General features: G+C 52.3%; 12 protein-coding genes. 9 read left to right on the top strand and 3 right to left on the bottom strand.

All coding sequences use genetic code 11. From position 1 onward, the window contains the following. From ACLD3P_RS19860 to aspC, 9 genes are all read left to right on the top strand, one after another. Positions 1-2160: PD-(D/E)XK nuclease-like domain-containing protein (locus ACLD3P_RS19860; RefSeq protein ID WP_411006725.1), on the top strand; the 2160-nt coding region annotated here is incomplete at its 5' end. Continuing rightward, positions 2123-3280 carry a RecT family recombinase gene (locus ACLD3P_RS19865; RefSeq protein WP_001539618.1) on the top strand — a complete coding sequence of 386 codons (1158 nt, stop codon included), beginning with the start codon at positions 2123-2125 and terminating at the stop codon, positions 3278-3280. The genes ACLD3P_RS19860 and ACLD3P_RS19865, both read left to right, overlap by 38 nt. A 42-nt stretch (positions 3281-3322) precedes the next feature. Continuing rightward, complete coding sequence (locus ACLD3P_RS19870) at positions 3323-3562, top strand: DUF4060 family protein (RefSeq protein WP_001237031.1); 240 nt, start codon at positions 3323-3325, stop codon at positions 3560-3562. Between the two features lie 40 nt (positions 3563-3602). Next, positions 3603-3851 carry an excisionase Xis gene (gene xis, locus ACLD3P_RS19875; protein WP_000065276.1) on the top strand — a complete coding sequence of 83 codons (249 nt, stop codon included), beginning with the start codon at positions 3603-3605 and terminating at the stop codon, positions 3849-3851. A 44-nt stretch (positions 3852-3895) separates the two neighbouring features. After that, positions 3896-5188, top strand: a complete 1293-nt coding sequence (locus ACLD3P_RS19880; RefSeq protein ID WP_001262307.1) for a tyrosine-type recombinase/integrase — start codon at positions 3896-3898, stop codon at positions 5186-5188. 194 nt (positions 5189-5382) lie between these two features. Then, on the top strand, positions 5383-6585 hold the full coding sequence (gene pncB / locus ACLD3P_RS19885; RefSeq protein ID WP_064043567.1) for a nicotinate phosphoribosyltransferase: 1203 nt from the start codon (positions 5383-5385) through the stop codon (positions 6583-6585). A gap of 168 nt (positions 6586-6753) precedes the next feature. Then, positions 6754-8154, top strand: a complete 1401-nt coding sequence (gene asnS, locus ACLD3P_RS19890) for an asparagine--tRNA ligase (protein ID WP_000117867.1) — start codon at positions 6754-6756, stop codon at positions 8152-8154. A gap of 606 nt (positions 8155-8760) precedes the next feature. After that, positions 8761-9852 (top strand): porin OmpF, encoded by a 1092-nt coding sequence (gene ompF, locus ACLD3P_RS19895; RefSeq protein ID WP_000977709.1) that lies wholly within the window; start codon positions 8761-8763, stop codon positions 9850-9852. 184 nt (positions 9853-10036) lie between these two features. Continuing rightward, the gene (gene aspC / locus ACLD3P_RS19900) at positions 10037-11227 is read left to right on the top strand and encodes an aspartate transaminase (protein ID WP_000462653.1); all 1191 of its coding nucleotides are present in this window, start codon (positions 10037-10039) and stop codon (positions 11225-11227) included. A 61-nt stretch (positions 11228-11288) separates the two neighbouring features. On the opposite strand, the gene ACLD3P_RS19905 is transcribed toward aspC, so the two are convergent. From ACLD3P_RS19905 to ldtD, 3 genes are all read right to left on the bottom strand, one after another. Then, the gene (locus ACLD3P_RS19905; RefSeq protein WP_373445469.1) at positions 11289-11936 is read right to left on the bottom strand and encodes an MBL fold metallo-hydrolase; all 648 of its coding nucleotides are present in this window, start codon (positions 11934-11936) and stop codon (positions 11289-11291) included. Between the two features lie 27 nt (positions 11937-11963). Beyond that, positions 11964-12512: a YcbK family protein gene (locus ACLD3P_RS19910; RefSeq protein WP_000357052.1), complete on the bottom strand. Its 549-nt coding sequence runs from the start codon at positions 12510-12512 to the stop codon at positions 11964-11966. Positions 12513-12771: 259 nt separating this feature from the next. Beyond that, positions 12772-14619, bottom strand: a complete 1848-nt coding sequence (gene ldtD, locus ACLD3P_RS19915; RefSeq protein ID WP_000925875.1) for a L,D-transpeptidase — start codon at positions 14617-14619, stop codon at positions 12772-12774. Positions 14620-14817: the final 198 nt, after the last annotated feature.

Genomic DNA, 14817 nt, shown 5'->3' on the forward strand with positions numbered 1-14817 from the left:
TTCGAGACGGAGCATATCGATCGCGGTTTGCTCGTTAAGGAGTGGGCGAAAGGCAACCGTGTATCGGCTATTCAACGCACTGAAAGCGGCGCCAACGCTGGCGGTGGCAATAAGACTGACCGTAACCCTGATTACGAACACACTCTCGATACTCTGGACGTAGAGATTGCAATGGCCACTTTGCCTATGGACTTTAATATCTATGAGCTACCTGGCAGCGTTTACCGTCGCGCAAAAGAAATCGTAAAGAAAAAGGAAAGTCCGTTCAAAGAATGGTCCGCAGCACTTCGCGCAACGCCCGGTATCCTGGATTATTCCCGCGCCGCTATTTTCGCGCTGATCCGAAGCGCACACCCTGAGTTTTATCACTACCCCGGACGCCTTCAGGGGTATATCAACGCCAACTTAACGGAGACTGATCACGAGAACCCCACCGAGGAAGCTCTCACGGCTGCCCGACACACTCCGGAAAAAGACGCGGTAGAAGAAGCCAACCGACAGCTTGCCGCCGCGCGCGGTGAATATGTGGAAGGCATCAGCGACCCGAACGACCCAAAATGGGTGAAAACCGGGACAAGCCAGCCGACCACCGAACCTGAACTGGTTAAAAATGTTGGCAACGGTATTTTCGACGTGTCCGCTTTAATGCAGAACTCATCAACTCATGGCACAGAAACGAATCCGGAGACCACCAGCAATGTGCAGGTTCAAAAAGCTGACAGTGATGAAAAACAGGCTGGTGATGCGGTGCAGGCAGGCGAAGACGATCTGGGTACTGGTAAAGAAGCAGTTACCGTAGAGAACCAGAATCAGGCTGAGGCGCAACAAAACGTACCGGAATCGCAACAAGAAGAGCCAGAAGCAGCCTGGCCGGAATACTTCGAGCCGGGCCGCTATGAAGGTGTACCAAACGAGGTTTACCACGCCGCCAACGGGATCAGCTCAACTCAGGTGAAAGATGCTCGCGTGTCGCTGATGTACTTTAACGCGCGTCACGTAGAGAAGACTATCGTCAAAGAGCGCTCTCCAGTGCTTGATATGGGCAACCTGGTACATGTTCTGGCTCTACAGCCGGAAAACCTCGAAGCGGAGTTCAGCGTAGAGCCGGAGATCCCTGAGGGTGCTTTCACCACCACCGCCACCCTGCGCGAGTTCATCGACGCGCACAACGCCAGCCTGCCAGCGCTGCTGAGTGCTGACGATATCAAAGCGCTGCTGGAAGAGTACAACGCCACCCTGCCGTCGCAGATGCCGCTTGGAGCTTCGGTAGATGAAACCTATGCATCGTATGAGCAGCTTCCCGAAGAATTCCAGCGCATTGAAAACGGCACCAAACATACAGCCACGGCGATGAAAGCCTGCATCAAAGAGTACAACGTCACCCTGCCCGCGCCGGTTAAAACCAGCGGCAGCCGTGACGCGCTGCTGGAGCAACTGGCAATAATCAACCCTGACCTGGTCGCTCAGGAAGCGCAAAAATCGTCGCCGTTGAAAGTCTCTGGCACGAAGGCCGATCTGATTCAGGCCGTGAAATCAGTCAACCCGGCAGTGGTATTCGCCGACGAATTGCTGGATGCGTGGCGGGAGAACACCGAAGGGAAAGTGCTGGTCACCCGCCAACAGCTCAGCACCGCGCTGAACATTCAGAAAGCCCTGCTGGAGCACCCGACCGCCGGCAAATTGCTGACTCACCCAAGCCGCGCTGTCGAGGTTAGCTATTTTGGGATTGATGAGGAAACCGGGTTGGAAGTTCGGGTACGCCCTGACCTTGAGCTCGATATGGGCGGCCTGCGCATTGGCGCCGACCTGAAAACTATCAGCATGTGGAACATCAAGCAGGAAGGCCTGCGTGCGAAGTTGCACCGGGAAATCATCGATCGGGACTATCACCTGAGCGCGGCCATGTACTGCGAAACTGCGGCGCTGGACCAGTTTTTCTGGATTTTCGTCAACAAAGACGAGAACTACCACTGGGTCGCCATCATTGAGGCGTCTACCGAGTTGCTGGAACTTGGCATGCTGGAATACCGCAAAACAATGCGAGAGATAGCAAACGGCTTCGACACTGGTGAATGGTCAGCGCCTATCACAGAAGACTACACCGACGAACTGAACGATTTTGATGTGCGCCGCCTTGAAGCGTTGCGCGTACAGGCATAAGGGGAAAATCATGGAAAACACAAATATTGTTACCACTGAGCAGCAGGCACCAAACACCATTTCTGCCAGTAACGCAATTTTTAACGTTCAGGCACTGGGTCAGTTAACAGCTTTCGCTAACCTGATGGCAGACTCACAGGTGACGGTACCGGCACACCTTGCAGGGAAACCAGCCGACTGTATGGCTATCGTCATGCAGGCTATGCAATGGGGCATGAACCCTTACGCTGTGGCTCAGAAAACACACCTGGTTAACGGTGTTCTTGGTTACGAGGCACAACTGGTCAACGCAGTAATCGCAAGCTCCAGTGCCATTCATGGCCGTTTTCATTACCGCTATGGGGGTGACTGGGAGCGCTGCACCAGGACACAGGAAATCACACGCGATAAAAACGGTAAAAATGGGAAGTACACCGTCACTGAGCGCGTTCGTGGCTGGACAGATGAGGACGAGATCGGCCTGTTCGTTCAGGTTGGTGCCATTCTGCGAGGTGAATCTGAAATCACCTGGGGAGAACCTCTTTACCTCTCCGGCGTTGTTACCCGCAATTCTCCGCTATGGGTTTCAAACCCTAAACAGCAAATTGCCTATCTGGGCGTTAAATATTGGGCTCGCCTGTACTGCCCGGAAGTGATCCTCGGCGTGTACAGCCCTGATGAGGTTGAGCAACGAGAAGAACGCGAGATTAACCCTGCTCCAGTCCAGCGCATGAGCGTACAGGAAATCACCAGCGAGGTTAGCACCAGGACCAGCGCGCAGGAGTCGGCAGCTAACGTTGATGCTGTTGCCGACGATCTTCGCGAACGCATTGATACAGCAAGTTCCGTTGATCAGGCAAAAGCAATCCGTGCGGATATCGAATCACAGAAAGCGTTGCTGGGTACTGCGCTGTTCACCGAATTAAAAAACAAAGCAGTGAAGCGCTATTACCAGGTCGATGCACAGAACAAAGTCGAGGCAGTGATCAACTCAATTCCAAACCCTGGCGAACCGGAAGCCGCAGAGATGTTTGCTAAAGCTGAAAGCACGCTTGGCGCTGCTAAACGCCATCTTGGCGACGAACTGCACGATAAGTACCGCGTCACCCTGGACGATATGAAACCGGAATACATCGGCTAATTGCATCGGGAGGGGTTACGCCCTCCCGCCTGAGGAGGTTTTATGCGCCTTATAAATCGCAGTAAGCAATCGCCATTGGGCCGTCGCGCATGTGATGTTGCACTGGCGGCGCATCATGAAAAGTTCGGCGATTACGGCAGACAAAAGCACGTTACCAATTACACCGTTGTAGTGGATGGCGTAAAGGTGCCTGTTGAAGTAGTTAACCGGGCCACCAGCTACGTAGCCACCGCAATGATCGGCGTCCGGAAACTTAGAAATCTGCCAGCACAGGCAAACTGAATATTAGCGATGGCCCGCTGCGGGGCCACTGGAGAAAACGATGAGCAACATTATCCAACTGACGCCAAACAAGTGGGTTAGCGAAAAAGTTCTGATTGCGGTTACCGGGCTTAAGCCCGGAACCATTACCCGCGCCAGAAAAGAATCCTGGATGCTGGGCCGCGAGTACCTGCACATTTCACCAGACGGAAATCCGAAGCCTTCGAGCGAATGCATATACAACAGAGAAGCCGTTGATCAGTGGATCGAGGCGCAGAAAAAAAATCAACCAGGTGCGAAGACAACATGAAAAGCAGTACACTCGTCAATGCTCCTGGACGTCAGGAGGGATTAATGGCTAATGCATCATACCCGACAGGCGTCGAAAACCACGGCGGTTCGCTCCGCATCTGGTTTCTGTATAAAGGTAAACGTGTCAGGGAAAACCTTGGTATCCCTGACACTGCAAAAAATCGCAAGATAGCTGGCGAACTGCGTTCTTCGGTTTGTTTTGCGATAAGGATGGGGAATTTTAACTATGTGGAAAAATTCCCAAACTCACCGAACCTTGCCCGGTTCGGTCAGGATAGAAAGGAAATTACTGTGCTGGAGCTTACCGAAAGATGGTCCGAGCTGAAGAGAATGGAGATCAGCTCTAATACCATGAGTAGGTACGAATCTATCATAAAAAACATGCTTCCACTCATCGGCGAAAACAAAATGGTTTCTGCGGTGACTACTGAGGATTTGCTGTATGTCAGGAAGGAGTTGCTGACGGGCTTTCAGGTAATGAAGAAGGATCACCGGACTCAGGTTAAAGGCCGGAAATCGTCCACAGTGAATAATTACATGATGCTGATGGCCGAGATCTTCCAGTTTGGAACAGATAACGGCTATGCAAAGGAAAACCCGTTTAGCGGAATTAACCGTCTCAAGAAAGCGAAAGGGGAACCAGATCCACTCACGACAGACGAGTTCATCAGGTTTATCCAGGCATGCGGACACCAGCAGATGAGAAATCTCTGGTCACTGGCAGTCTATACCGGAATGAGGCATGGGGAGTTGTGCGGTCTGGCCTGGGAAGATATCGATCTGCATGCCGGGACGATCATTGTGAAGCGCAACCTTACCCAGACGGATGAGTTCACCCTGCCAAAAACCGACGCAGGTACTGACAGGGTGATATATCTCATTCAACCAGCTATTGATGCCCTGAGGAATCAGGCCCAGTTGACACGCCTTGGCCGGCAGTTTGAGGTTGAAGTGAAGTTGCGGGAATATGGACAATCTGTCATTCAGCCCTGCACGTTCGTATTCAGCCCTCAATGCGTCAAACGTGGACCTCGCACAGGATATCACTACGCGGTTAATTCCATTAATAAAATTTGGGCCCCGATAATCAAGCGTGCCGGCATTCGTTACCGTAACGCGTATCAGTCACGACATACCTATGCATGCTGGTCATTATCAGCTGGTGCTAACCCAAACTTTATAGCAACGCAGATGGGGCATACCGATGCACAGATGGTTTACAAGGTGTATGGAAAGTGGATGTCAGAGAAGAGCGCAGAACAGGTTTCTCTGCTCAACCAGGCACTTTCCCGCTATGCCCCATCACTGCCCCAAAGCATGGTAGCAGCGCAGTAGAAATCCTTAAATTCAAGGGGTTAGCAGTCGCATCGCTACATTTTTATAACATGGGGCACGAAATGCGCTCGACCCTAAAGACAGCTTATGGTGTGATCGGGGTTCAATAAATCGCTAAACAAGGTATACTCCAGCGGTTTTCTTAGTTGTTTATTGTACTAAACGCTCCCGTGAGAGGACGCAACAGCGCACCTATGACACAATTCGCTTCTCCTGTTCTGCACTCGTTGCTGGATACAGATGCTTATAAGTTGCATATGCAGCAAGCCGTTTTTCATCACTACTATGATGTGCAGGTAGCGGCTGAGTTTCGTTGCCGTGGCGACGACCTGCTGGGTATTTATGCCGATGCTATTCGCGAGCAGGTGGACGCGATGCAGCACCTGCGCCTCCAGGAGGACGAGTTCCAGTGGCTCTCCGGCCTGCCCTTTTTTAAACCGGATTATCTGAACTGGTTACGCGAGTTTCGCTATAACCCAGCTCAAGTCTGTGTCACCAACGATAACGGCAAGCTGAATATTCGCTTAACCGGCCCGTGGCGTGAAGTCATTATGTGGGAAGTGCCGCTGCTGGCCGTGATCAGTGAGCTGGTTCATCACTACCGCTCGCCAAACGCGGGCGTTGATCAGGCGCTCGACGCGCTGGAAAGTAAGCTGGTTGATTTCACTGCGTTAACCGCCAATCTCGATATGTCCCGCTTCCACCTGATGGACTTCGGCACCCGCCGCCGTTTCTCTCGTGAAGTGCAGCAGGCGATAGTTAAACGTCTCCAGCAGGAGTCATGGTTCGTCGGCACCAGCAACTATGATCTCGCGCGTCGCCTGGCGCTGACGCCGATGGGCACTCAGGCGCACGAATGGTTCCAGGCGCATCAACAAATCAGTCCGGACCTGGCGACCAGCCAGCGTGCCGCGTTGGCCGCCTGGCTTAACGAATATCCGGACCAGCTTGGTATCGCATTGACAGATTGCATTACAATGGATGCGTTTTTACGCGATTTCGGCATTGAATTCGCCAGCCGTTATCAGGGGTTACGCCACGACTCAGGAGACCCTGTCGCATGGGGCGAAAAGGCGATTGCCCATTATGAAAAGCTGGGGATTGATCCGCTGACAAAAACGCTGGTCTTTTCAGATAACCTTGATCTGCCAAAGGCGGTCGAGCTCTATCGCCATTTCGCCTCTCGCGTGCAGTTAAGCTTCGGCATCGGTACCCGCCTGACCTGCGATATCCCTCAGGTAAAACCGCTCAATATCGTGATCAAGCTTGTGGAGTGTAACGGAAAGCCGGTGGCTAAACTTTCCGACAGTCCCGGTAAAACGATCTGTCATGATAAAGCGTTTGTGCGCGCGCTGCGTAAAGCCTTTGATCTCCCGCAGATCCGCAAAGCTAGTTAATTCTTTCCAGGGAGCCTGCCTGGGCTCCTTTTTCAGGTTTATTTCCGAAATCTTTCACTTCAGCTGCGATTTCTACTTGTCTGATTGCAGATGCCAGGTAACATAGGAATACCCCCATTTCGGGTGGACAAGTGTTTATTTTTTCCGACTATTAACAGAGAGAATATTATGAGCGTTGTGCCTGTAGCCGACGTACTCCAGGGCCGTGTAGCCGTTGACCAAGAAGTCACCGTGCGCGGATGGGTGCGTACCCGCCGAGATTCAAAAGCTGGCATCTCCTTCCTCGCCGTTTATGACGGCTCCTGCTTTGATCCTGTACAGGCTGTCATTAATAATTCTCTGCCCAATTATAATGAAGAAGTATTACACCTGACGACAGGCTGCTCCGTGGTAGTAACAGGTAAGGTTGTCGCGTCGCCGGGACAGGGGCAAAGTTTCGAAATCCAGGCTACGAAAGTAGAGGTCGCAGGCTGGGTGGAAGATCCGGATACCTACCCGATGGCGGCAAAACGCCATAGCATTGAGTATCTGCGTGAGGTCGCGCATCTGCGCCCGCGCACTAACCTGATTGGCGCGGTAGCGCGCGTCCGCCATACTCTGGCGCAGGCGCTGCATCGCTTCTTCGATGAGCAGGGTTTCTTTTGGGTCTCTACCCCGCTGATTACCGCTTCCGATACCGAAGGCGCTGGCGAAATGTTCCGCGTCTCAACGCTGGATCTGGAAAACCTGCCGCGTAACGACCAGGGCAGAGTAGATTTTGACAAAGACTTTTTTGGCAAAGAATCATTCCTGACCGTCTCCGGCCAGCTCAACGGTGAAACGTATGCCTGTGCGCTGTCCAAAATCTATACTTTTGGGCCGACCTTCCGCGCGGAAAATTCCAACACCAGCCGCCACCTGGCGGAGTTCTGGATGCTGGAGCCGGAAGTGGCGTTCGCCGATCTGGAAGACAACGCCCGTCTGGCGGAAGCCATGCTGAAATATGTCTTCAAGGCGGTTCTGGAAGAGCGTGCGGATGATATGAAGTTCTTTGCCGAACGCGTGGATAAAGACGCTATCGCTCGTCTGGAGCGTTTTGTCTCTACCGACTTCGCTCAGGTGGATTACACCGATGCGGTCGCCATTCTGGAACGCTGTGGTAAGACATTTGAAAACCCGGTGTTCTGGGGCGTCGACCTCTCTTCCGAACACGAACGTTATCTGGCGGAAGAGCATTTCAAAGCGCCGGTAGTGGTGAAAAACTATCCGAAGGAAATTAAAGCATTTTACATGCGCCTTAACGAAGATGGCAAAACCGTGGCGGCCATGGATGTGCTGGCGCCGGGAATCGGCGAAATCATCGGTGGTTCCCAGCGTGAAGAGCGTCTGGATGTGCTGGATGCCCGTATGGCCGAAATGGGGCTGAATAAAGAGGATTACTGGTGGTATCGCGACTTGCGTCGCTACGGTACTGTACCGCATTCCGGCTTTGGCCTGGGCTTTGAACGCCTTATCGCTTACGTCACGGGTGTGCAAAACGTGCGCGATGTTATTCCGTTCCCACGGACCCCACGCAACGCCAGCTTCTGATTTTTACGTCACACTCAAGGCCAGCTATGCTGGCCTTTTTTTTCGCCTGAATGTCAGTTTTATTATCAATAAGTAAATAAATTTAATTACAACCCTCTGAATTACCACATCTTGTTACTGTATATTTCACGAAAATATTTACACATAAAAATTAATCCTTAATTTTATTGCGGATTAGATTTTTCTGTTCTAATAGCACAATTTTTCACCATAATTTCAGACATCAAGACTTCTAAATGGCTATTTTTATGAAATGGCTCGTCTGCTGCTTTTTCAGGCACAACGGTTCTACAAGCCAATAATTACAATAAAATCATAGTGATAAAAGAAAAACGATCAAATCAAAGCGAGAACTCAGGGGAAGTTTGACGTTGTTCACAAAGTTCCGCGAAAATAACATTTGTTTACATATTTTTTCCTTTTGAAACTAAATCTTTATATTTGTAGCACTTTCACGGTAGCGAAACGTTAGTTTGAATGGAAAGATGCCTGTCAGACACATAAAGACACCAAACTCTCATCAATATTTCTGTAAAGTTTTATTGACGGAATTTATTGACGGCAGTGGCAGGTGTCATATAAAAAAACCAATGAGGGTAATAAATAATGATGAAGCGCAAAATCCTGGCAGCGGTGATCCCTGCCCTGCTGGCTGCTGCAACCGCAAACGCAGCAGAAATTTATAATAAAGATGGTAATAAGCTGGATCTGTACGGTAAAGCCGTGGGTCGTCACGTATGGACAACGACCGGCGATAGCAAAAATGCCGACCAGACTTATGCCCAGATTGGTTTTAAAGGGGAAACGCAGATTAACACCGATCTGACCGGTTTCGGTCAGTGGGAATACCGTACTAAAGCAGACCGCGCTGAAGGCGAACAGCAGAACTCGAATCTGGTCCGTCTGGCTTTCGCGGGTTTGAAATACGCGGAAGTGGGTTCAATCGATTATGGTCGTAACTACGGTATCGTTTACGATGTTGAATCCTATACCGATATGGCCCCCTACTTCTCCGGCGAAACCTGGGGCGGCGCCTATACTGATAACTACATGACCAGCCGTGCTGGCGGTTTGTTGACCTACCGTAACTCTGACTTCTTTGGTCTGGTGGACGGTCTCTCTTTCGGTATCCAGTATCAGGGTAAAAATCAGGACAACCACAGCATTAACTCTCAGAATGGCGATGGCGTAGGTTACACCATGGCATATGAGTTCGACGGCTTTGGCGTCACCGCAGCGTACAGCAACAGCAAGCGTACTAACGATCAGCAGGATCGCGATGGTAATGGCGATCGCGCAGAGTCATGGGCCGTTGGCGCGAAATATGATGCAAACAACGTCTACCTGGCTGCCGTATATGCTGAAACCCGCAATATGAGCATTGTTGAAAATACGGTTACCGATACCGTGGAAATGGCAAACAAAACGCAGAACCTGGAAGTGGTCGCTCAGTACCAGTTTGACTTCGGCCTGCGTCCGGCAATCTCGTATGTGCAGAGTAAAGGTAAGCAGTTGAACGGCGCCGACGGCTCGGCCGATCTGGCGAAATATATTCAGGCGGGCGCGACTTACTACTTCAACAAAAACATGAACGTATGGGTTGACTACCGTTTCAACCTGCTGGACGAAAACGACTACAGCTCCAGCTACGTTGGCACCGACGATCAGGCGGCTGTCGGTATTACTTACCAGTTCTGATCAGCAGACCCCTTTGTTTTATGCCTCAAAAACAGGACTTCGGTCCTGTTTTTTTATCTCTCTTAGAGAAAATGTGCGTCTTTCAAAAACAGGCGGGCTTTTTAGCGCTAACGGTTGGCATTTTGTAAATCTGCCGTTAACCTGATAGCGGATTTCCCTTCTGTAACTATAATGGAACCTCGTCATGTTTGAGAACATAACCGCCGCTCCTGCCGACCCGATTTTGGGCCTGGCCGATCTGTTTCGCGCCGATGACCGTCCAGGGAAAATTAACCTTGGCATTGGCGTATATAAAGATGAAACCGGCAAAACACCGGTGCTCACCAGCGTTAAAAAAGCCGAGCAGTATTTACTGGAAAATGAAACGACGAAAAACTATCTCGGCATTGACGGGATTCCGGAATTTGCTCGCTGCACTCAGGAACTGCTGTTCGGCAAAGGCAGCGCGCTGATTAACGATAAGCGCGCACGCACGGCGCAAACGCCGGGCGGTACCGGCGCGTTACGCATTGCCGCCGACTTTTTGGCAAAAAATACTCCGGTAAAACGGGTGTGGGTGAGCAACCCCAGCTGGCCGAACCACAAAAGCGTGTTTAACGCTGCCGGCCTGGAAGTTCGGGAGTACGCTTACTACGATGCGGAAAATCACACGCTGGATTTTGAAGCGTTACAAGCCAGCCTGAGCGAAGCTCAGGCTGGCGATGTGGTTCTGTTCCACGGTTGCTGTCATAACCCAACCGGCATTGACCCTACTCTGGAACAGTGGCAGGTTCTGGCTGAGCTTTCCGTTGAAAAAGGGTGGCTGCCGCTATTCGATTTCGCTTACCAGGGCTTTGCCCGCGGCCTGGAAGAAGATGCGGAAGGTCTGCGCGCCTTTGCCGCGCTGCATAAAGAGCTCATTGTCGCCAGCTCCTACTCCAAAAACTTCGGCTTATATAATGAACGCGTCGGCGCCTGCACCCTCGTTGCCGCCGATGCGGAAACCGTGGATCGCGCTTTTAGCCAGATGAAATCCGCCATTCGCGCTAACTACTCCAACCCGCCAGCGCACGGCGCGTCCATCGTCGCGACTATCCTGAGTAATGACGCCCTGCGCGCGATCTGGGAACAGGAACTGACGGATATGCGCCAGCGTATTCAGCGTATGCGTCAACTGTTCGTGAATACCTTGCAGGAAAAAGGCGCGAACCGTGACTTCAGCTTTATTATCAAGCAGAACGGGATGTTCTCATTCAGCGGTCTGACCAAAGATCAGGTGCTGCGTCTGCGTGAAGAGTTTGGCGTTTATGCCGTGGCTTCTGGTCGCGTAAACGTGGCGGGCATGACCCCGGATAATATGGCGCCGCTGTGCGAAGCCATTGTCGCGGTACTGTAAAAAGCTGCCGACTGGCGTGACCGATAAAAAAGCCTGCACATTGCAGGCTTTTTCATTCTGCTTACCAGACCGGCATCTCATCTTGCAGGAAGGGATTATGCAGACGCTCGTACCCGAGCGTAGAGAGCGGGCCGTGGCCAGGAATAAAGGTCACATCATCGCCAAGCGGCAACAATTTACGCTTAATGGCGTCAATCAACTGGGTGTGATCGCCGCGAGGGAAATCGCTGCGCCCGACGCCACCTTTGAAAATCACATCGCCGGAGATCAGCAGTTGCGACTGTTCATCAAAGAAAACCACGTGTCCCGGCGTGTGTCCCGGACAATGTAACACCTGTAACGTCACATTCCCTACGCTGACGCGATCGCCGTCGTTCAGCCAGCGATCAGGCGTCAGCGGCTGACACTCATCCAGACCAAACATGCGGCTTTGCGCCGGCAGTCCTTGCAGCCAGAACTCATCTTCTTTTTCCGGACCGATAACAGGAACGCCGTAATGCTGCGCCAGTTCACTCGCCGCGCCGACATGATCGAGATGCCCATGCGTGAGTAAAATTTGCATCAACGTCACGCCGCTGGCGTCCACTTCCTGTTTAATTTTTTCCGCGTCGCCGCCCGGATCGACCAGTGCCGCCAGCCGGGTTTGTTCGCACCAGATTAATGAACAGTTCTGGGAGAACGCGGTGACCGGAATAATACAATAGTTCATACTGCTCCTTTGATTAAGCCTCGCTGATTACCAGTGCCGCGCCGGCCCGGTATCAATATGCACAAAGTTACTACGTGGGTAATATCCTACACCACCTGCGCGCATAGATAACGCCGCTTTGCGAATATTGCTCAGCGCCACGCCTTCAATATGAAAATCCATCGCCTGCCCTTTTGTATGGTAGCTTTTTTTCGCTACGCCGCTGCTACGGGCGCGTAATTCATTATTGGTATCAAGAGAACGGTAGCCTGAGATGAGCTGCACAGGTTTACGCGTCCCTAACAGCCCCTGAAGTCGGTAAAGTTGGTCAAACAGGCGGGGATCGATTGATCGGACTTTATTCGCGCGATAGTCACGGAAAAAATGGTTTAACTTTGCTAATTCATCCTGAATGTAGGCTCTTCCATCGAAAAACTCCGCCTTGATTGACTCTCCGGTATGGAGATTGTTTAACGTCAAAATGCGCGGGCGTGGGGTCGAGAGTGTGGCAAACGCTGGCGCGGGCAGGATGGCGGCGCCGAGAGCGACACCACCAAGCGCCAGCAGCTTGCGGCGATTAGCGTCAAATTTGTCCATGATAATCAGGTCTACAGGTCAATGTTATCGTTAATACACTTCTACCTTTAAGCAGACATGATACCGGCTGGCACAGACTTCTGAACGGCCCGGTCAACTTAAAGGTTGTTGTATATGCACTTCTGGCGCACGAAAGGCACCTTAACTGCCGATAAAGCCCGCGTCAAGATGGCCCTCCCCCAGCCACAACGGGGGTCTACAGCGAAACGCCCCGTTGAAGCCAAACATTAGGACAACATATTTACCAGAACTTCTTCATTTACCTGATTAATTGTTCAACCTTTGGCACAATTTGTGCGCTGGATCGCGCTGTGAGATCGTAATTGTAAATATCTGTACGATATTGCATACGTCCATCTGCGCCGACAAACGCGGTCAGATAGTAAAGATTTACTGGAATGTTCTGCCGGATATTGACATACCGCGTGTCGCCTTGCTTCAGGGCGCCTGAGATCCGCGCATCGTTCCAGCCAGCATCCTGCAAGAGCATATTCGCCAGCTCAGAGGCCTTATTGACCCGCACGCAGCCGGAACTTAACGCCCTGGCGTCACGCTGAAAGAGAGTATGGTTAGGCGTATCGTGCAGATAGATAGCATCTGAACTCGGCATATTAAATTTATAACGCCCCAGCGAATTGTGCGCGCCTGGCGCCTGCTGGAAACGGAACGGAAGATTCGATGGCGTAATGGTGGCCCAGTCAACCTGCCACGGATCGATCGCTTCTTTGCTGTTCCAGCCGCGCATCACGGTGTAGCCATGGCGCTCCAGATAGCCTGGGTCATTCCACACCTTCGGTAAAATGTCTTTACGCGCAAGCGTGGGCGGAACGTTCCACGGCGGGTTCACCACCACATTATTCAGCGCGCTGCTCATCATCGGCGTTTTACGATCGGGACGCCCGACGATCACCCTCGAAGCCAGCACCTGGTTGCCATTCTGATAGTAGACCAGCGAATAAGCGGGAATGTTTACCATAATACCGGTAGAGAGTTCCGCTGGCAGCAGGCGTAAACGTTGGATATTCAGTGCCAGTACGCCTGCGCGTTGCGCGGGGGTCATATTAAGCCAGTTACGCGTCGCCGGGCCAATAACGCCATCCGCCCCCAGCCCTTGCCATGCCTGAAAACGCTTTACCGCCTCGACCAGTTCACGATCGTAGGCGCGTGCCGCCGGAGCCGACTTACTACGGCGGGCCGTTGGTTCGTCGACCGGCTGCGCCACCGATGTTTCGACTACCGCGGCGGAGGGGCTGACGACGGCGCTATCAGCAGTGTTATCGCCGGGTAAGGCTATCTTTGGACCGCCATCCAGCATCCCCGTACGCTGTAATATTTCGCGCAGCGCAGGCACATCGTTACTCCATTGCCCCGGGCGCAGCGTCGCGGTATTGGCCAACTGCGGCCACGGGCGAGAGTCCGCCACCAGCTTCAGTAGCGCGTCATGCATGGGCGCATACTGTGGATGCTGCGGCGCCAGGCTGGCGACAAACATCGGCAACTGGCCCTCTTCCAGCGCGATTTGCCACTGGTTAATCACCGAGACTGGCGGCGTCGCCAATGCGTAAGGTTTGTTGCTATATAACCAGCGCTGGCCTTTGACGGGGATATTCGCAATGAAATGGAGATAGCCCATCATGGCGTCTGACAACACAACATCACGCGCCATACCGTTTACGGCGGGATCGGTCAACAATGCCACCCAGGCGGTAAACTGCGGCTGGAATCCGGCAATCGCCACCTCCGCCAACTGTTGCTGGAAGGCTTTCACCGCATCGCGATTATCCCACATGGGCTTCATGTCGCGCGCGGCATACAGCAATGTCAGCTGGCTCATATAGACCGGCGTATAGCCGGAAGGAAGCTGCGACTGTAAATCAGCCCGGACTTTCTCGGCTGAAACGCCCTCCGGCAGCGGCTGAATCCCGGCCATAATCGCCGTCGCGGCGGATTGCTTCTGCGGCCCAGCCTGATCCGTCGCGGCAACGGCGCTATCGCCAGGTATCATTTCAGGCTCATCGGCCTGCGCATTGAACAGTGGAGCGAATGTTACGGCCAGGCATAAACTGATTGCCGACAGACAACGACCACACATCTTATTAAGCAACATCCCTTGCCCCCTGTTTTCATTATCATACTCCGCATGACTGTGCTGCCCGCAGCGCGGGTCAACCGCAACCAATGCTTTTGTTTAGTATGACGAGTCAGCCTGCTCACTCGTCAGGCTTAACTCCAGTATATAAAGTTCGTTACGTTTTTGCCTAACCTAATGTAAAGAAGTTTAAAGAAAATGCACTACCCGGAGAGA

This window comes from Salmonella sp. 741265073_HBA, from assembly GCF_046569105.1.
Taxonomy (GTDB): Bacteria; Pseudomonadota; Gammaproteobacteria; order Enterobacterales; family Enterobacteriaceae; genus Salmonella; species Salmonella enterica.

Excerpts from the sequence above, each read along its gene's own strand:
- ACLD3P_RS19865 (WP_001539618.1), top strand. The coding sequence starts at position 2,123 with ATGTGCGCCGCCTTGAAGCGTTGCGCGTACAGGCATAAGGGGAAAATC.
- ACLD3P_RS19870 (WP_001237031.1), top strand. The coding sequence starts at position 3,323 with ATGCGCCTTATAAATCGCAGTAAGCAATCGCCATTGGGCCGTCGCGCA.
- ACLD3P_RS19905 (WP_373445469.1), bottom strand. The coding sequence starts at position 11,936 with ATGAACTATTGTATTATTCCGGTCACCGCGTTCTCCCAGAACTGTTCA.
- ACLD3P_RS19880 (WP_001262307.1), top strand. The coding sequence starts at position 3,896 with ATGGCTAATGCATCATACCCGACAGGCGTCGAAAACCACGGCGGTTCG.
- aspC (WP_000462653.1), top strand. The coding sequence starts at position 10,037 with ATGTTTGAGAACATAACCGCCGCTCCTGCCGACCCGATTTTGGGCCTG.
- ompF (WP_000977709.1), top strand. The coding sequence starts at position 8,761 with ATGATGAAGCGCAAAATCCTGGCAGCGGTGATCCCTGCCCTGCTGGCT.
- pncB (WP_064043567.1), top strand. The coding sequence starts at position 5,383 with ATGACACAATTCGCTTCTCCTGTTCTGCACTCGTTGCTGGATACAGAT.
- xis (WP_000065276.1), top strand. The coding sequence starts at position 3,603 with ATGAGCAACATTATCCAACTGACGCCAAACAAGTGGGTTAGCGAAAAA.
- ACLD3P_RS19910 (WP_000357052.1), bottom strand. The coding sequence starts at position 12,512 with ATGGACAAATTTGACGCTAATCGCCGCAAGCTGCTGGCGCTTGGTGGT.
- ldtD (WP_000925875.1), bottom strand. The coding sequence starts at position 14,619 with ATGTTGCTTAATAAGATGTGTGGTCGTTGTCTGTCGGCAATCAGTTTA.
- asnS (WP_000117867.1), top strand. The coding sequence starts at position 6,754 with ATGAGCGTTGTGCCTGTAGCCGACGTACTCCAGGGCCGTGTAGCCGTT.